Raw genomic sequence first — 18469 nt, 5'->3', positions numbered from 1 at the left:
CACATAGTTTCAATGGAGCATACAGGAACGGTGAAAGTACCGGATGGAAAGCTCGTAGAAGTCTCACTAACGGGAAGTGATCGGATCGAAGCTGCCCGCGTAACTGGCGACTTCTTTCTCGAACCGCCAGCAGCCCGGTCGGAGCTAGAACGGGCGATCGAGGGCCACCCGATGGACGTTGAACGCGAGACGCTCGTCGAGGCCATCGCAGCCGTCGACGCACAGCTCATCGGGTTCGACCCGGGAGATCTCGCAGACGCGACGCTGGAGGCCATCGCATGAGGCTGCGAGTCATCGATTCTGGGACCTACAGCGAGCCGGTCCAGCAGGCGCTCGAACGCGTGCTGACGGACCGACTGGCCGCTGGTGAGATGGAGCCAACCCTGCGCTTCTGGTACCGCGACGCGCCGGCCGTCGCAATGGGGCGGTTCCAAGCATACGCCGACGAGGTCGCCGTCGACTACGTCGACGAACAGGATCTCGATGTCGTCCGACGGGCCACCGGCGGCGGCGCGATGTTCGTCGAACCGGGCGCGGTGATCACCTACTCGCTGTACCTCCCGCGGTCGGCCGTCCCGGACGACGTCGCAGAGAGCTACGCCGAACTCGACCAGTGGGCCATCGAGGCGCTTCAGTCGCTGGGGCTCGACGTCGCCCACGAGCCGCTGAACGACGTCGTCCATCCCGACGGCAAGATCGGCGGGGCGGCCCAGCTACGGACCGACAACGCCGTTCTCCACCACACCACGATGAGCTACGATCTGGACACCGAGGAGATGCTCCGGGTCCTCCGGATCGGCGAGGAGAAGATCTCAGACAAGGCCATCAGCTCCGCCGAGAAACGCGTCGCGGTGATGTCCGACTACACGGACGCGAGCCGCGAGGCGGTGATCGGCGCGATGACGGACACGATTGCCGATCAACTCGACAGCATCGACGACTCGCTGTCGGGCGTCGTCGAGGGAGAACTCTCTGAGGACGCCCTGAGCGAGGCGCGCGATTTCGCTACCGATCGGTTCGCGACCGACGAGTGGAATCGACAACTGTAGCGCTCGACCCGAACGCGCTCAAGAGCACGACGAGGCGGGCTAGACGCGCTCTACGATCGTCGCGATCCCCTGCCCGAAGCCGATGCACATCGTCGAGAGGCCGACGTCCTGCCCGGTTCGGTCGAGTTCGTGGACGAGTTTCGTGAGCAGGCCCGCCCCGGTCGCACCGAGCGGGTGGCCGTGTGCGATTGCGCCGCCGTTGACGTTGGTGTCGGCCCAGTCCGCGCCGGTCTCCTCCAGCCACGCGAGCACGACCGAGGCGAACGCCTCGTTCACCTCGAAGAGGTCGATATCGTCGACGGTCAGCCCCGCTTTGTCGAGGACGCCCTCCGTCGCCGGAATCGGCCCGGTGAGCATGGTGACGGGATCGACGCCGACGACCTCGGTTTCGACGATCCGGGCCATCGGCTCCCAGCCGTGGGCTTCCGCGGTCGTCTCGCTCGTCACGAGGAGCGCGCTTGCGCCATCGACGATGCCAGAGGAGTTGCCGGCGTGGTGGATCCCCTCGCCCTCCTCGCGGAACGCGAGCGGAAGTTTGGCGAGGTCGTCCGCGGTCGTCCCGGGTCGGGGATGCCCGTCGCGCTCGACAGTGATCGACTCGCCGTCGAGCGTCGTCTCTACGGACACGATCTGGTCGTCATACCGGCCTGCCTCCCACGCCTCGCCCCAGCGGCGCTGGGAGTCGGCCGCGAGTTGGTCGGCGTCGTCCCTGCTGATTCCATACTCCTCGGCGATGCGTTCGGCCCCCTCACCCTGCGACGTCGCCTCGTCGAAGTGCTCAAAGTAGCTGTCGGTCAGGGCGTGCTCGTCGACGACGCCGCGCTCGGCGTTGCCGTCGCTGCCCATCGGCACCCTGGTCATGTGCTCGACGCCGCCCGCGACAAGCACGTCGTGAAAATCGGCCCGAACCGACGACGCCGCCCAGTTGACCGCCTGCTGGCCGGAGCCACACATCCGGTTGAGTTGGACGCCCGGAACGCCCTCACCCCACCCGGCGACCATCGGCGCGATCCGGCCGATGTTCAGCCCCTGCTCGCCGACCGGGGTCACACAGCCGTACACGACGTCCTCGATCAGTTCGGGATCGAACCCGACTCGCTCTTCGAGCGCGCCGAGCGGTTCGGCCGCGAGGTCCTGGGGATGTGTATCCCGGAAGGCTCCGTCGTGCTTGCCAAAGGGCGTCCGTACCGCGTCGACGATGACAGCATCGTTCATGATAGATCAGTTTCGGACGAAGCGTTATAACGGTGGGTGGCCGGGAGTACGAACTCTGGGAGACCACAGGTACGAACGCTGATAGCGCCGAGGAGACGCTCAAAGACTCGTCGTTCACTAGCAGGTACGACCCGACTGCGATCGTACCGCTAGAACTGCTCCTGGACCCGATCCATCTTGCACTGCACGCAGAGGTCGTCCGCGAAACAGGCCACGTTGTCGTACGGACACTCGTACTGCTCGACGTCGACCGAGAGGGAGCGTTTCGCCTGTTGCCACTCGCGTTCCCAGTCCTCGATCGCCATCTCGCGGGAAGTGAAAACGACGTCGCCGTCCCGGTCGACGATCTTTGCGGCGGTGACCGCCGCCGTATGTGACTTGACCCGGTCGATCGCTTCACTGTAGGACGAACACGTGAGTTCGTCGACGCCCTCCTGGTCGTCCAGTAGCCGAACCGTCACGGTACCGTCGTACTCCTCGGTGGGATCCAATCCGTCGTTCATACGTCCTAGGTCCGGGACGATACATAAAAAGACACCACCTGGCGAACAATGTCCTGCCAACTATCTCCCCACGCGGACCGTTACTGGTGGGTTGACCGCCGCCCTGCTCTCAGAACTGCATCACTCCGTCCTCGGTGACGACCTGATCGAGCAAGCGCGTCGGCGTGCAGTCGTACATCGGGTTCTCGACGGTGAACCCCTCCTTCGGTTCGAGCATTACCTCGTTGCCCGACCGGTAGGTCTGCTGGAACTCGAAGCCGTCGCCGATGAACTTCGAGGACGAACCCACCACCGTCACAGGGACGCCAACGTCGGCCGCTGTGGCAGCGATCGGATACGTCCCCACGCGGTTGTAGATCGTATTCTCGATGATGCAGTTCATGCCGATTATGACTCGATCGCAGTCGGGCAGGACGGTGCCGACCGCGCTATCGACGATCATCTTGACCTCGACATTCTCGTGCGAGGCGAACTGCCGTGCAGTCGTCCGCCCGAAGAAGTTCGGTCGGGTCTCGGTCGTGTACAGCGTAAACTCCGTCCCGGACTGGCTGGCGTATTCGAGCGCCATCGTCGCCGTCGACGAGTTCGAGTGGGTCAACAGGGTGTCGCCGTCCTCGATGAGATTCGCCGCCCGTATCGCCGCGGCCTCCTTGCTGGCTTCGACCTCCGTCACGGCGTCGTCGACGACGCTCTGGAGCTCCGCTTTCGCCTCGTCGACCGTCTCGGGGTTGGCGTCGGTAACGGCGGTGACGATCCAGCGCTGGGTCGTATGAAGGGGTGCATGCGATCGGTTTGCACCCTTGAGCACCTTGCTGTTGCGCTCGAGGTCGTACTCGAACTCCTCGACCGTGCGGTACTCCCTGTCGAGCAGTTCGAGCAGTGCCTCGGCCGCCTTGACGGCGACGACCGACGAACTCCGGGTCTCCATCTCCTTTATCTGGTTGACTGTTTGGTCGATCATCGAGTACCACACCGTGACGTCCGGATCCGAGACTGGGTCCGCTGAGTCAGGACTGGCTGCAGACTGGCAAGCATACTTAGTCCCCCAGTTTCGCTTCGACCCGTTCGATCAGTGAGGTGTTTCCGAGGAACGTCGGCGTCCGGGCGTGGATCTCGTCGGGTTCGACGTCGAGCAGTGATTGGTTCGTGTCCGACGAACTGCCGCCACTCGCTTCGATGAGGTAGGCGAGCGGTGCGGCCTCGAAGTGGACTCTGAGCTTCCCCCCCGGGTAGGTCTCGGTCTCGGGATAGCCAAAGAGGCCACCGTACTGTAACACCTGCGCGAGGTCTGCGACCGTCGCGCCGCCGTATCGGAGCTTCAGGTTCCGCTCGAGTTCGGTGGCAAGCGAATTGAACCCCTCGGAGCGAGCATCCTTCTTACCCGCGAGGCCGATCACGGTCGGCTCGTCCGGAAGCTCGTACTCCCCCCAGCGTTCGCTGTAGCCGTCGCGGAGGAGATAATCCTGCACGATATCTCTGTCCTCGCGGGCGACGGTCATCGTGGTGTACGGCCCGAACAGAACCATCATCCCGGCGACCAGATGTCGGCCGGATGCCGGTAGCTCGGCGTCGTAGACGCCGACGATCGTACCTACGGAGTTGTTCGAAGCGAGGTTCGACGAGCCGTCCAGCGGGTCGATTGCGATCGTGTAATCGCCGTCGCCGCAGTCGACCACCCCTTTGCGCTCCTCGCTAGCGTAGCCGCCGACGCCCTCGAGCGAGGATAGCTTGTCGAAAAACAGATGATCAGCCCAGACGTCCGCATCGATCTGTGTCTCTCCGCTGGGGTTCGATCCTCCAGAGCCCTTGGCGTGATCGGGGAGGTTACTATTCACGTAATGGGCCGTATCCTGAACTGTTTGAACGATTCTGTCCATCGACTTCATAGCTGATCAGTTAGCGGTTCGCCACAGTGTTGAATCATACGTAACCACCTAACGGTGCGAGTAGTATGACATTATCTATAATTGAAGTTATTAATTCGGTTTTGAGTCAAAATATTTTGCCCCCTGAGGACCAGACAGAACGGGGGTGAACAGTCAGTTGTAGACCTGTGGGTTCGCGAGAACCGACGAAAATCGCTCCGCTTCAGTCGGTTCGTCCGGTCGCTACGACGAGGACCCCTCGCACTCGTCGTCGACTGGAATCTCGATGCCGGATTGGTCGTCCTCGAACGGGCCGTCGAGAGCACCGAACCGCCTCGCTGCCTCGTCCCGCCGGCAGAGATACGCCCTGCTGAGACGCCGCCGGACTGTATCGAATATCGACATACCCAAACGAGAATCTCCGGACGGACTTAATACTCAGTCAGACGCCCGTCTGCTGTCTGTCAAACGCCGTGGACGAACGCGGTTCCGTCGTGGGATCTTACCACTCGAACGCCTCGTGGATACCGCGACCCTCATCGTTCAGAACCGGACCGTCGACTGGGGTGATGTCACCGAGGATGGCTTCGGACCGGACCGGCGGGCCCGAACCGAGGAACTCGTCGAGTTCGTCGCCGCCGACGCTGTAGACGACGCGCCCGAACCCGGCCCGGAGCATCCCACCCGCGCACATCGGACACGGCTCCGTGCTCGTGTACATTACTGTCTCTGCGCGCTCGTCCGGCGTCAGTTCCCGGCACGCACGGTAGGCGAGATGCAGTTCCGGGTGCCGACGGGGGTCGTTTTCCGTGTTGATACGGTTCGATTCGGACATGATCACCTCGTCGTCACGGACGAGCACGGACCCGAACGGCTCGTCGCCGCGGTCACCGGCCTCGCGAGCCAATGCGAGCGCCGCGCGCATGTGAGCAGCGTGATCGAACGCCTCGAAGGCTTCGGTCGTCATAGTCGGTCTCTGGGCGGGCGGGGGAATAAATCGTCGGGCAGTCGAAGCGGCGGGCAGGCGAGGATGTCAGCACGAGCCGCAGTCGCTTGTGACTCGGTTGGGAGAACACCGTTCGGGGGAACAACTTTCATCTCACCGCGAGAATGAACCGGTAGTGACAGATACGTCGGAAGAAAGCTCGGGGCTGGGCGAGCTTACCGCGAAGCAGTATCGAGCGCTGATAGAGCAGACTTCCGACGTGATCACCGTCGTCGACGCAGAGGGGACGATCCGGTACCAGTCGCCGAACTCCGAGCGCGTCAAGCGGTGGCCACCCGAAGAGCTGATCGGCGAGAACATCCTCGACTACGTCCACCCGGAGGACAAATCCAGAGTGATCGAGCAGTTCTCGGCGCTCGTCGAGGGAAGCGGCGTCATCAAAGACGAGATCGAGTTCCGGTTCCGGACGAAGGACCGCGGGTGGATCTGGCTTGCGGTGACCGGTGCCGCACCGGGCGCGGAGGTTCCCGTCGACGGCTACGTGACGACGAGTCGGGATATCAGCCGACGGAAAGCCTACGAGCAACGCCTCGTCGGACAGCGCGATGACCTCGAAACGCTCAACGGAGTCGTCCGTCACGACATCCGAAACGACCTCCAACTCATCGCCGGGGCTGCGGAGACGCTCGAACCGCATGTCGACGATGACGGCCAGGAGCTACTCGAAACCATCCAAGAGAGTGCGAGTGACGCAGTGTCGCTCACCACGGCGGCCCGGGATCTGGCCGAGGTAATGTTGCGCCCCGACGACACCACCGACTCGATTCGACTGATGGGCATCCTGTCCGAGCAGGTCGACGCCCTCAAGTCGAGCTATCCGAACACCACGGTAACCGTCGAGGAGGTTCCAGAGACGACCGTGCAGGCCGGAGAGTTGCTCTCGTCCGTGTTCAGAAACCTGCTGACGAACGCCGTCCAGCACAACGACAAGGATGTCGCCGAGATAACGGTCTCGGGGGAGAGAGCAGCCGACCGGGTGACGGTGCGGATCGCGGACAACGGCCCCGGCGTTCGCGAGTCGATGAAAGACGACATCTTCGGCAAAGGAGAGAAGGGACTGGAGAGCGCCGGAACCGGCATCGGGCTCTATCTGGTTCAGTCGCTGGTCGAGAGCTACGGGGGCGACATCCGGGTCGAAGACAACGACCCTACGGGTGCAGTGTTCGTCGTCGAACTGCAAGCCGCCGAGTGACCGGATGCTGGTCGCCTGCTCGACCCTGCTCTAGCTACAGACTCGATACAGGTCCTCCAGCGAGTCGATATCCCACGTCGGCCAGACGTTGAGATCCCAGTTAGTGCGGTGGGGGCGGCGAATAAACGCCGAGTCGATCCCCGCGTTCTCGGCCGCTCGGATATCCGATTCGTTGTCGCCCACAAAGAGCGCGGAGTCGGCGTCGAGGTCGGCCAGTGCCCGGTCGAGATAGTGCGAGTTCGGTTTGCGGAGATTCAGGCTCTCGATAGTCGGCTCGCGGCCATAGGCCGCGCCGAACTGATGGGAGATATCGTAGTGGTCTAGCACGAAGTCGACCGTCTCCTGCTGGTTCGAGCTGACGATTCCCATCGAGACGTCGAGATCAGGCAGCATATCGACATCATCGTACAGGGACTTCCGCCCGGCGCGGACTTCGTCTTTCTGTGCGTTAGAGAGTGATCGTTCGCGGGCGCGCCAGAATCGCTCGGGCTCCAGATCGTACTGACCACAGATTTGGTCGACCTGTGCGGGCGTCGCGCCAACTGTCATACTGTCTACGTGATCGGCGTCCATGTCGGTTACACCGAACTGCGAGAAGGTTTCGTGGGTTGCGTCCCGAAGCACCTCGAAGCTCGTTCGTTCGACGAGGACACCGTCGTTGTCGAAGACGACGGTATCGTAGTTCACACGATACTTTGGCCGCTTGGCCTGATAAGTGTTTCACCGAGTACATTGGGACTGGGCGCGCTGATCGGTGCATAGCCTGTTCCCACCGTGTAGTAAAAATGCGTCGCGCCGCACAGAACTAGCAATGAGCGATATCGGCACCTGCGAGCGCCACGGCTACGTTTCGGGGACGATCTGTCCCGACTGCGGGAACGACGTCCCGACGCTCCTGTCAGGCGATCGACGGACACAGCTATCGAAGTTCGTTAGCGGCGCACTCCGACACTTTCCCGAGGACGCCGGACTGGAGTTGGACGATCAGGGCTGGACAGCGTTCAGCGCTGTCGTCGACATCGTCACCGACCGGTATCGCTGGGCAACGCCGGAACACGTCACGGCAGTCGTGTTCACCGATCCGAAGGGACGGTTCGAGCGCGACGTGGACGGTGGGGATGGTCACGACGAGGGGCGCATCCGGGCGGCATACGGCCACTCGGTCGATGTCGACCTCGATCCGGCGTCGACAGCGGTCCCGGACACGCTGTACCACGGCACCGCGCCGCGACACGTCGACGCGATACTCTCGGCGGGACTCAAGCCGATGAACCGACAGAAGGTCCACCTCTCGGGGACGCGGGACTCGGCGCTGTCGGTGGGCGAGCGCCACGCCGACGACCCCGTCCTGCTGGTCGTCGATGCCGAGCGACTGCAGGCTGACGGCCAGCGGGTCGTCAAGCGCGGCACGGATGTTTACACGACCGAGCGGGTCCCACCGACGTATCTGGAACTGGTCGAGGAGCACGAGTAGACGACTGGACGAGGCGTCAGGGCTGGTGGACAGACACACCGGGTTTCCGGTGGAAACTCATAGCAGGTGGCATGCAAAAGTCGTAGCGGGTCGGCGTGTGAATCAGACAGTGACGATGCAGGAGATATACGAAAGGAGTTAGCACGGTGCCGGAAATATAGGAGAAGGGTAGTGTAACTGTTACAAATTCCAGTATCTATAAGTAACTACCAGTAGTAAACAGTAACATCAGATGCCACGGTCGTACTCAATTGGCGAGTTCGCAGAGGAACTCGGTGTTCACGCTCAAACCGTCAAACGCTGGTGTCGGAACGACGACCTCGATTACACCCGAACACCGGGCGGTGAACGACGTATTCCACACCGGGAACTCCGTCGACTTGCTGGTGATACTCGTCCGACAGACCGTGTTGCACTCTACGCTCGTGTCTCCAGTCACCGCCAGAAAGACAACGGCGACCTTGACCGGCAACTCGACCAACTTACAGACTACGCCCACGAACACGGGTGGAGCGTCGAAAACACCTACACCGACGTTGGCAGTGGCCTCAACGAAGACCGTCGTGGCCTCAACTCACTCCTTGATGACGTACGAGAAGCCAACTATGGACGCATTCTCGTCACTTACGAAGATAGACTTACTCGCTTTGGCTTCTCGTATCTCGAACGGTACTTCGAGTGTTACGGTGCCACCATCACCGTTATCGAAGACGAGACGGACAAATCAGCACAGGAAGAACTCGTTGATGACCTCATCAAGCTCGTCGCCAGCTTCTCCGGCAAACTCTACGGTATGCGTTCGTCAAAAAAACAACAGATCGTCAACACCGTCGAATCCGAGGTGAACCCCGATGAGTGACCACCTCTCGCTTCCAATCCGCTTGCCAGACGACGATACCGACCGATTCGAGCGACTGGCGACACTCACGCAAAGAGTCGCCAATCACGTCCTCAAAGACCACTGGATGCCAACCCATCTCGACGGGATTGCTGACGCCTCCCATCAGGCGTGGAAATACTTTGACGAACACGAGCCGTTTGAGGGACTCGACCTGTATCTCCCCTCGCGGTTTCGACGCTGTATATTGCAGAAAGTCGGTGAAACACTGCGGAGTCACGCCGACCGACGAGACGCCTTTCAGTCCATCCAGAACGTGTTGCCCGACCACAAAATCCGACGCATCCACCGTCGTCGCATCAAAGAACGGCTTTGGGACGACGGCGACTACCTCTCGTCAGGCTACGTGGACATCCTCATCGACCAACTCAACAGTCACTACGACCGGCACGGGATGTATCCAGACACGTATGTTAAGATGCAGGACTGTCCTGAGTACGATAACGGCGTCTTGCCGTTCTCTGCGGATGATGGCCCAACGAGCGGGCAAGCTGTCAAATACCAGTACGACACCGAGACCGAGACGCTGACTATCCGACTCAAGACGCCAGACACACGTTCACCAGAGACACGCGGTGACTGGTCCTGGACAGAGTACGAACGTGGCGGCTACGAGGCGTTTCACGATCTGCTCTCTCACGGTGACCTCTCGGCTCCTGAGTTCCAACCTTCCCGTCGCAAAACTGGTGACGCCTACTACGAACTGTCCTTCCCTGTCGATGTCGAACAGACTGGGGCAAGCGACGACGGTGACTGCGTGCTGGCACTCGACGCCGGGATGCGAAAAGACATGACTGCCGTGGTGGTGACTGACGACGGCGAACAACTGTCCACGCCACAGTTCATCCAGTTCACTGACCGCGAGAAGATGCGACGACTCCACCGTGAACGAACGCGCCTGAACGACCGCCTTGCCGCGTTGCGCCGCCATGGTCGCTCGCATAGAGACGAGTTCGCTCATATCCAGAGCGAATACGAACGGGTGAACAACAAGATTCGACACAAGCGCGAGCAATTGACACACGACGTGGCCAACCAAGTCCTCGCACTCGCCCTCGTCTACGACGTGGACGCGATAGTTCACGAGGATTTGCGCTCGCTTTCTCCGCCGAGTGACGAAGGCGCGTTGTCGTGGGAGCTGTCGTCATGGGCACGACGAGACATCATCGATAACATCGAATACCGATCAGACTGTGTTGGACTCGCTGTTGAGCGGGTCTACCCGGAGGGAACGAGTCGGTCGTGTCCCCGGTGTGGTTCGACCGGCCACACCTGCAAGTCACCCGACCACCAGCAAGAACACTGGTGGGGCGGGCACTTCCGGTGTGACAATGCCCGGTGTGGGTTCGAGGGCGACCGCGACTACATCGGGGCGCTGAACGTGGCTCGCGTGTTCTTCAGCGAGACGGACGAGCTAGACCACGGTTTCACATCCTCCTATACGGGGGATTCTGAAATCGTGCTAGCTGGCCGTTCCGCTGGCACGCGGTTCACGTTCGGTCGTGGTGTCGTTGCCTACGAACCCGAACAGGCAGCGGCGACCGCTGGTGGTGGGTCGGCTGTCATAGCGCCCGCTGTCGCCGTGCCGGAGTCGAACACAGATAGTAGCGATGGACGTGGCCCAGTCGTCCAACAGTGTACCCGTTTCCTACGGTGTGCTACTGAAAGCTACTGAAAATTGGAACGGTCGAAAGGATGCCAGAGGTTTTCTGGCGAATCCCGCAATATATAATTTTGTTTGTATATTACACACACACCGGGTTTCCGGTGAAAGGTGCTAGAGAGAAGGGGGAAGAGGTGACGTACATGGAGATATCATTCGAGTAATAGACAGATTTACGATGATTTTCGTAACGCAGTATTTTTGTACCATATGTGAGTAGAGTCCAGTGGCTGAATCGTCGATCGGTAAGAGAAACGACAGACTGTCGTTTCGGTCTCGAAGCGAAACTGCGATAACGGACAGTACCGAGGGGTGACCGAAAGTCCGTCAGACACCAGTGAGCCGAGTTGTGGGCGTTCTCGAACTGTAACAGCAGTAGTACCCTGGACACGATCCGGGCGCTACCCCCACCCCCACTACTATCACACGGATTTCACCGGAAACCCGGTGTGTGTCTCTCGTCAACCCACACGGAAACGGAAGCTACTTTCACCGGAAATGCGGTGTGATGTGTATGGACGCAGACGACGACCTGTTCACTCGGGAGGATCCGATCTTCGCCAACAAAGAGTTACTGGAGATCAATCATCTCCCCGAAAAGAACCGGATCGTCGGTCGAGACGACGAGATCCAGTCGCTCGCAAACGCCGTCAACCCCGCTATCTTCGGGCAAAGCCCGAGCAATTTGCTGATCTACGGGAAAACTGGGACCGGAAAATCGCTGTGCGCGAAACACGTCTCCGGCCGTCTGATCGAGACCGCCGACCAGGAGGGCGTGACGATCACCTACGCGTACATCGACTGCTCGCAGGACACCACCGAAACACAGGCAGTGCAGTCCCTCGCAGCGTCGACCAACAACCCTGACGAAACGGATGTCTCGATTCCTGACAAGGGAATCAGCACGGCGACGTACTACAAACGACTCTGGGGGATCCTCGACGACCAGTACGATGTCGTTCTGGTGATCCTGGACGAGATCGACAAACTCGAATCCGACTCGATCCTGATGCAGCTCTCCCGTGCCGGCGAAGCGGGAAAGATCGATGACTGCAAGATCGGCGTCATCGGAATCAGCAACAAGATCAAGTACAAGGATCGGATGGACGAGCGCGTCAAGAGTAGCCTCTGCGAGCGCGAGTTCGTTTTCCCGCCGTACGACGCCAATCAGTTACGATCGATCATGAACGCTCGGAAAGATGCCTTCCGCGACGACGTGCTCGAATCGGGCGTCATTCCGCGCGCCGCGGCGCTGGCCGCACAGGAACACGGGGATGCACGAAAGGCCATCGACATGCTTCGCTACGCGGGGGAGATCGCACAAGCGAACGACGCCGAAATCGTCCGCGAGGAGTTCATCACCGATGCCCGAGAGAAGGCCGAAACGGATCGGTTCCGAGAGCTCATCCGTGGGGCGACACCACACTCCCGGTACGCCCTACAGGCGCTGACACATCTCTCGCTCAACGACTCCGCACAGGACGCGTTCCGGACAACCGCCATCTACGACGTCTATGAGCGACTCTGCTCGGAGGTCGGCTCCGATCCCCTCTCGCTTCGCCGTGTCCGGGACCTGCTGAAAGAACACGCGTTCCTCGACGTGCTCGAACAGTCACGACACTCGGGCGGGAGCGCCGAAGGGAACTTCACCAAGCACCGACTGCTGGAGGACCCGGAAGTCGTCCAGGACGTCCTCGTGAATATCGACTGAGACGCGTTCATCACACCGCCCGTTTCACCGGAAATCCGGTGTCTACCGGGTCCCGAGACTATGGAACCGACCTGCCGTTCCACCGGAAACGCGGTGTGGATATACCGCACGGCGAACGTTCAAACATCATCCCGAACGAGCCACGGCCATGAGCTTCGTCATCGGACGCGGAAGCGACGCCGACCCCCAGCAGGCAGGCTATCTCGGCCGGTATCGCGCACTCGACGGGAGCGAAGGCGCAACGCTACACCTGGATCTGGATGGCCCCCATGCGATGTTGATCGTCGGCAAGCGTGGCTACGGCAAGTCGTTCACGATGGGCGTCCTCGCGGAGGAACTGGCGCGCACGCCGGGCGTCGCGCCGGTACTCGTCGACCCGATGGGCGTCTTCTCGACGCTCGCGGACGGGACACAGGGCGACCCAGTTCCCGTGGAAGTGTTCGATAGCCCGGCCGTCTCGGCCGACGTGCTCGATCCGCGGTCGTGGTGTTCGCTACTCGGACTGTCGCCCGAGAGCGGTGCCGGCGGGCTGGTCTGGCAGGCCGCCCAGCACTCCACCACACTCGCGGAGATGCGGCCCCACGTCGAAGACGCGAACGCCCCGGACGCCGACACGCGGGCGGCGCTCAATCATCTCGCACTCGCCGAGTCGTGGGGCGTCTTCGATGCCGATGGGCTCGATGCTGGGGCCCTCGCGAGCAGCGCGGTCTCCGTACTGGACGTCTCGGGCCTAGACGCCGCGCCGATGAACGCAGTCTGTCGGGGTGTCGGCGAAGCCCTGTATCGGGCGCGCGTCGACGAGTCCATCAACCGCCTGCCGTGGCTGTTGCTCGACGAGGCCCACACCTTTTTCGGCGGCGTCGGCGAACCAGCGCTGCACACGATCCTCACCCGCGGTCGCGCACCGGGCGTGAGCATCGTTCTGGCGACACAGCGACCGAGCGCCGTCTCCGACATCGCCATCTCCCAATCGGATGTCCTGCTCTCGCACCGACTGACTGCGGAAGCGGATCTGGCGGCACTGACTGCCGCCCAGCCGACCTACATGACCGAGTCGCTGGACGAGCGGCTCCCGACGGAACCGGGCGAGGTCATCGTGATCGACGACGCGACGGAGACGATCCACGCCGCCCAGATCCGGCTCCGTGATACGCCACATGGGGGTGAGAGTCCCTCAGCGCGCGAACTCGCGAACCTAGAGTGACCGCTCTCGGAGGGGCCCTCGCAATGGCGGACTCGCCACTGCCGGAGAGAGTACGAAAGCCAGCGGTCGAAAAAGCGTGCACACCCGGGCCCGGTGACCCAGAGAGACCAGATCCGGGCCGATCAGTCCTAGCTGAGGAGTTCGATCTCGTGGCCGTCGACGGTCTTCGTGAAGGCGTAGCGGTTGCCACAGGACTCCGGATCGCGGTAGTCCTCGGCCCCGCGTTCGAGCAGGGTCTCCCAGTCGTCGTGGAGATCATCCGAGCGAACCGCGAGATGACCCCAGGCATCGCCCATCTCGTAGCTGCTGCCGTCGTAGTTGTAGGTGAGTTCGACCGACATCGCCTCGTCGGCGGCGTCCTCGGGGTTCATGAAGTACAGCGCGAAGGAGCTGTGTTCGGAGCGTCGGAACATGTCGTATTCGAGTTTGCGGGCGTACCAGCCGATGGCGGCGTCGGCGTCCTCGACGCGGACCATCGTGTGATCGAGGCTCCAGCGCGCGCCATGGTCGCGTTCGACGATCTCGATCTCGTGGCCGTCCGGGTCCTTGACGAAGGCGTAACTGCCGCCACAGGAATCGGGGTCGCGGTAGTCCTCGACGCCGGCGTCCATCAGTTCGTCGTAGGCCTCGTAGACGTCCTCGGCGCGGACTGCGATGTGGCCCCAGGCGTCGCCCATGTCGTAGGATCGGCCGTCGTGGTTGTAGGTGAGTTCCAGCGTCGCGCCCTCCTCGTGCATGTCTTCGGGGCCGAGGTGGACGTTGGTGAAGGTGTCAGCGTCCCAGCGGCTCTTCTCCTCGTAGCCGAAGTGAGTCTGGTAGAAGTCCAGCGCCGCGTCCAGATCCTCGGTTCGCATCATCACGTGGTCGAGTGTTCCATCCATACCTACGAGTTGGTGGCGGATCGTCAATAACGTACTGGATCCGGACGCTGAGGCCGGGTGCGCGTCAGGTGTTGTAGACGTCGACGGTTAGGAGCGTACTAGGTGTGGACGTCGACAGCCAGTGCGGAGCATTGCTGCGGTTCGAGTCGCAAACTGGGTTCGGGACGTTTCTAGGTCCCTTCGTCCGTTGTTCGACGCATCGAGGCCCGTTCGATCGGCGACTCCCAGAGCAGTATTGCGACCGATCCGAGAACCAACACGCCCCCAGCGACCGAGAGTGCGATCAGCGGCGAGACGGCGTCGGAGATGACACCGCTTCCGAGTTGGAACGGGATGACGGTGAGTGCGCTCACCATCGCCATCGCGCTCAACACGGTCGCCCGCCCCAGCGTCTCGATGCGGTCGTTCACGTACTGGCCAGCGAGGACCCGCGTCGGTTCGACAGAGGCCCAGCCAACGAACAGGGCGATGAGTGCGACCGACGGCACGAACATCATCGTCATCAGCAGGCCGCCCACCAGCAGTGGCACGCCGACGAACCACCGACGCAGTCCGATCCGGTCTCGAACGAGGTCGATGCGGTAACTGACGGCCGCGGAGGCGAGATTGATCGCTGCGTAGTATATGCCCAGCAGCGTCTCGACGTCGCCAGTGGAGAGAGCGAGTCTGTAGGGGTCGTCGCGGCCAGGGACGGGAAGCGAGGTGGCCAGACTCACGTCGATCCCGGCCAGGACGGACTCGAAGACCGGTTGCAGGAAGATGAAGACGAGATAGGTAACGGCCGAGAAGAGCACGAAGTAGTAGAGAATGAACGACCGGAGACGACGCTGGCTGACGGCCTCGGTGACGACGGTCCACGCCTCGCGAAGCCCCATCTCGCTGGAGCCACTCTCCTCGTATGTCGTCGGTTCGTCGAGCGTGACGATCACGAACAGGCCAAGGCCGGTGAAGAGCGCGGCCGCGAGAAACGGATAGGCGAGGTCGAGGCCGCCGAGATAGCCGCCGACGAGCGACGCACCGACGCCCGCGGAGAGGGCAATCGACTGACCGCGGCCCCGAACGCGAGTGAACTCCTCGCTCGCAGAGACGTCGGTCAGCGTTTCGTACACCCACGCGTCCTCGGTGCCCGAGCGAAAGTTGTAGCCGAGCGACCAGCAGACGAACAGGAGCGCAAACGCGAGAAACGAACTGGCCAGGGCGAGTCCGACCAGCGTCGCGGTGATCAGCGCAGTCCCGACGAGGAGACTGTTTCGACGACCGATCCGATCGCCGATGTAGCCGGTTGGCACCTCCCCGAGGACGGTCGTTACGTTGTAAAGCGCCTCGATGATGACGATCTGCGTGAACGAGAGCCCCTGAGAGAGAAAGTACAGATACATGATCGGCCGGTAGAACTCCACCGCCTCCGTGGCCTTGAACAGGTAATACTTGAAGACTGCCCGGGAACGCGCCATATACGAGAGTTCCCGTTAGGACCCGTAATTCCTCTGGTATCTTTGCCGAGGATCTGGTGGAGAGTTCGGCGTCGATGTGGGCACCGGGGAACGCACCTCGGCAAGTAGGCTGAAGTCACTCTGGACCCTGTGACCGGGTAGTGGACTTGCGAACCCTCCTTATCGTGGCAGCGCTGGTGACCAGCCTCGGAGTCGCAGGCGGCGTGGCGGCGACCACCAGTGACGGACCGGTACCCAACAGCGATATCGCGACGGTCGACGGCATCGGCATGGACCTCCCCAGCACCCCCGACGAGATGGGCACCGCGACGCATACGGACCCACCGGTCGATGCCGTCGACAGCTATGGCGCGGCCGAAACGGTAGCGGGCGCCCCGAGCGATACGATAGACCTGAGTATCGAGCTAACCCGGCGTCCGGACAGCGCGGGCGAGGTCGGCGTCGAACTGCAGTATCGGTTGCCCGACCGGCTTACCTCCCTGGACGCCCGTCTCTTCAACGCGACGAACGTCGAATCGACCGACGGGTTCACGAAGGACGCTGAGGGCCGCTACGTCTGGGACGAGGAGACGGACACGCCGACGATTAGCTATGCGCTCTCGGTCGATCAGGAGCTAGAACAGGACGGTCCGATAGCCGGGCCGGGGACGTACGTCTTCGCCGATACCGCAGGGTGGACGGTGATGGCCCAGCCGCGACTCTCTCACGGGTGGGGGTGGCGTGGGGGCGAGGCGGTCGGACTCGACCGGACGACGACCATCGACGGTCCCGGTAGGGTGGGTAACCGGATCGCCTTCCTCGGCGAGCAGGAAACCTACACACACGAGGCACACGGCCAGCAGTTCGAACTCGTCGTTCCCGAGGCCGCGGCGCTCGCCGAGTCGCCGGACGAGATATTCACGTCGGTGAGCCACGCCTCCGACTCGTTGCAGGTCGGGAGCCGCGACGAGGAGGTGTTCATGCTCGCCGTGCCGACCGACGAGGTCGGATGGGGAGTCCGTGGACTCCAGACCGGCGGATCCGATCTCTGGGTGAGGGACAACGAAGTGCTCGATACTGCCGACAACGTCTGGGTACACGAGTACGTCCACACCCGCCAGGGCTACGAGACGAGTTCCGACGCCAGGTGGTTCACCGAAGCCACGTCGACGTACTATGCCGCCCTGCTGACACTCGAAGAAGAGCGCATCGGGTACGAGGCGTTCCGGGAGCGTCTCGACATCGGGACGCGCGAGCGCCACGCCGACGCCGTGCTCGCCGAACCGGGGACGTGGGCCCGGGGCAGTAATTACTACAAAGGTGCGCTGGCCGCAGGAGCGGTCGACCGCCAACTCAGGCTCACGACCGACGGCGGGGCGAGTTTGCAGGAACCGTTCAGCCGGATGAACGAGGCGAGCGAGCCCGTCGACCGGGAGACGATGCTCGAGTATGTCGACGCGGCTGGCGGCGACGAACCACGAGAGACTGCGGCACGGCTGACCGGGACCAGCGAGACGGCGAACGTCTGGTCAGTCGAAGAGCACGCCGCCGCCTTCGCCACACAGCCAGCCCGGATCAGCTACGCGCTACCCGGCGACCCCGACGGGATTCGCGTCGACGGCGACTATCGCGAGCGATCGCTCAGCGACGAAGAGCCGATCACCGTCGTCACGGGCGAACGGCTGACGATAGCTGGCGCGGTCGAGAACACGGGCGAGAGTCCGGGGAACTACGAGGCACGCCTCCGTGTCGACGGAGAGGTCGTCGACCGCGTTGCCGGACGCCTCGCTCCCGGCGAGGGCGAGACGGTGGAGTTGGCCCACCGGTTCGAGGAAGCCGGAGAGCGGACCATCGCCCTCGGGGACGACCAGCGCCGCGTCCTCGTCGAAGCACCCGCGACGAGCCGTGTGACTGAGGTGACCCGGACGCCCGGACGAGTCGCGCCGGGCGAGGACGTGACGGTCACAGCAACGGTCACGAACGACAACCAGCTTCCGGGCCGGGCCGACGTGACAATCCGGACTGACCGAGGAGTGATCGAGGAGACGGCCGTCGCGCTGGATGCTGACGGTGAGACGACCGTCACGACGATGGTTTCCTTCGACGAACCGGGCACCCAGCGCATTACCGTCGACGACGGCACCGACGACCGGAGCGTGAACGTCCGGGTCGCAAGCGGGGGCGCTTCCGGGCTGATTACCGACCTGGGTGATGGCTCGCTCGGCGTCGGCGCACTGACAGTGGTCGTGTTGCTCGTCGTCCTCACGGCATCGATGTACGTGTTTCGCGACGGCCAGTGACGCCAGGGGTCGTCGACTGGCGGACGACGCCGACCCGGCATCGGAGTCACGGCTATCGAAATCTATTCACCAACT

The 18469-nt window shown here is 62.4% G+C and carries 18 protein-coding genes; 9 read left to right on the top strand and 9 right to left on the bottom strand.

Annotation, left to right across the window (positions count from 1 at the left end):
• Positions 1-12 precede the first annotated feature (12 nt).
• Positions 13-282, top strand: a complete 270-nt coding sequence (locus ACFQL3_RS04430; protein ID WP_377051784.1) for a hypothetical protein — start codon at positions 13-15, stop codon at positions 280-282.
• Positions 279-1049, top strand: coding sequence for a lipoate--protein ligase family protein (locus tag ACFQL3_RS04425; RefSeq protein WP_377051782.1), 771 nt, complete (start codon positions 279-281; stop codon positions 1047-1049). The genes ACFQL3_RS04430 and ACFQL3_RS04425 overlap by 4 nt, the downstream gene beginning before the upstream one ends.
• A 39-nt stretch (positions 1050-1088) precedes the next feature.
• Here ACFQL3_RS04425 and ACFQL3_RS04420 read toward each other — a convergent pair whose 3' ends face one another.
• The 6 genes from ACFQL3_RS04420 to ACFQL3_RS04395 form a co-directional block, all read right to left on the bottom strand.
• A complete protein-coding gene (locus ACFQL3_RS04420; protein ID WP_377051780.1) occupies positions 1089-2264 on the bottom strand; it encodes a thiolase family protein in 1176 nt (391 codons plus the stop codon).
• Positions 2265-2413: 149 nt separating this feature from the next.
• Positions 2414-2767 (bottom strand): hypothetical protein, encoded by a 354-nt coding sequence (locus ACFQL3_RS04415; RefSeq protein WP_377051778.1) that lies wholly within the window; start codon positions 2765-2767, stop codon positions 2414-2416.
• Between the two features lie 109 nt (positions 2768-2876).
• Positions 2877-3728: a translation initiation factor eIF-2B gene (locus ACFQL3_RS04410; protein ID WP_377051777.1), complete on the bottom strand. Its 852-nt coding sequence runs from the start codon at positions 3726-3728 to the stop codon at positions 2877-2879.
• 76 nt (positions 3729-3804) lie between these two features.
• A complete protein-coding gene (locus tag ACFQL3_RS04405; RefSeq protein ID WP_377051775.1) occupies positions 3805-4653 on the bottom strand; it encodes a class 1 fructose-bisphosphatase in 849 nt (282 codons plus the stop codon).
• 222 nt (positions 4654-4875) lie between these two features.
• The gene (locus tag ACFQL3_RS04400; RefSeq protein ID WP_377051773.1) at positions 4876-5037 is read right to left on the bottom strand and encodes a hypothetical protein; all 162 of its coding nucleotides are present in this window, start codon (positions 5035-5037) and stop codon (positions 4876-4878) included.
• Between the two features lie 97 nt (positions 5038-5134).
• Positions 5135-5599, bottom strand: a complete 465-nt coding sequence (locus ACFQL3_RS04395) for a nucleoside deaminase (protein ID WP_377051771.1) — start codon at positions 5597-5599, stop codon at positions 5135-5137.
• Between the two features lie 154 nt (positions 5600-5753).
• Between ACFQL3_RS04395 and ACFQL3_RS04390 the strand changes: the two genes are divergently transcribed.
• The gene (locus ACFQL3_RS04390; protein WP_377051769.1) at positions 5754-6830 is read left to right on the top strand and encodes an ATP-binding protein; all 1077 of its coding nucleotides are present in this window, start codon (positions 5754-5756) and stop codon (positions 6828-6830) included.
• A gap of 30 nt (positions 6831-6860) precedes the next feature.
• On the opposite strand, the gene ACFQL3_RS04385 is transcribed toward ACFQL3_RS04390, so the two are convergent.
• Positions 6861-7517, bottom strand: a complete 657-nt coding sequence (locus tag ACFQL3_RS04385; protein ID WP_377051767.1) for an HAD family hydrolase — start codon at positions 7515-7517, stop codon at positions 6861-6863.
• Between the two features lie 124 nt (positions 7518-7641).
• Here ACFQL3_RS04385 and ACFQL3_RS04380 point away from each other — a divergent pair, with 124 nt between their 5' ends.
• From ACFQL3_RS04380 to ACFQL3_RS04360, 5 genes are all read left to right on the top strand, one after another.
• Entirely contained in the window at positions 7642-8304 is a 663-nt protein-coding gene (locus ACFQL3_RS04380; RefSeq protein ID WP_377051765.1) for an RNA 2'-phosphotransferase, read from the top strand.
• A gap of 232 nt (positions 8305-8536) precedes the next feature.
• Entirely contained in the window at positions 8537-9163 is a 627-nt protein-coding gene (locus ACFQL3_RS04375; protein WP_377051763.1) for an IS607 family transposase, read from the top strand.
• Positions 9156-10877, top strand: coding sequence for a zinc ribbon domain-containing protein (locus ACFQL3_RS04370; protein WP_377051761.1), 1722 nt, complete (start codon positions 9156-9158; stop codon positions 10875-10877). Before ACFQL3_RS04375 ends, ACFQL3_RS04370 begins: the two co-directional genes overlap by 8 nt.
• 502 nt (positions 10878-11379) lie before the next feature.
• Positions 11380-12576 carry an orc1/cdc6 family replication initiation protein gene (locus tag ACFQL3_RS04365; RefSeq protein ID WP_377051759.1) on the top strand — a complete coding sequence of 399 codons (1197 nt, stop codon included), beginning with the start codon at positions 11380-11382 and terminating at the stop codon, positions 12574-12576.
• Between the two features lie 148 nt (positions 12577-12724).
• Complete coding sequence (locus tag ACFQL3_RS04360; RefSeq protein ID WP_377051757.1) at positions 12725-13780, top strand: ATP-binding protein; 1056 nt, start codon at positions 12725-12727, stop codon at positions 13778-13780.
• A gap of 128 nt (positions 13781-13908) precedes the next feature.
• Here the strand turns inward: ACFQL3_RS04360 and ACFQL3_RS04355 are convergent, their stop codons facing one another.
• Positions 13909-14661 carry a VOC family protein gene (locus ACFQL3_RS04355; RefSeq protein ID WP_377051755.1) on the bottom strand — a complete coding sequence of 251 codons (753 nt, stop codon included), beginning with the start codon at positions 14659-14661 and terminating at the stop codon, positions 13909-13911.
• A gap of 170 nt (positions 14662-14831) precedes the next feature.
• Complete coding sequence (locus ACFQL3_RS04350) at positions 14832-16115, bottom strand: MFS transporter (RefSeq protein WP_377051753.1); 1284 nt, start codon at positions 16113-16115, stop codon at positions 14832-14834.
• A 140-nt stretch (positions 16116-16255) separates the two neighbouring features.
• Between ACFQL3_RS04350 and ACFQL3_RS04345 the strand changes: the two genes are divergently transcribed.
• Complete coding sequence (locus tag ACFQL3_RS04345; protein ID WP_377051751.1) at positions 16256-18394, top strand: hypothetical protein; 2139 nt, start codon at positions 16256-16258, stop codon at positions 18392-18394.
• The last annotated feature ends 75 nt before the right edge of the window (positions 18395-18469 follow it).

Origin of the sequence: Natronoarchaeum sp. GCM10025321 (assembly GCF_042663585.1) — an archaeon.
Taxonomy (GTDB): Archaea; Halobacteriota; Halobacteria; order Halobacteriales; family Natronoarchaeaceae; genus Natranaeroarchaeum.
The sequence above is the reverse complement of the archived record's forward strand: the minus strand, read 5'-3'. Positions and strand labels throughout refer to the sequence as shown.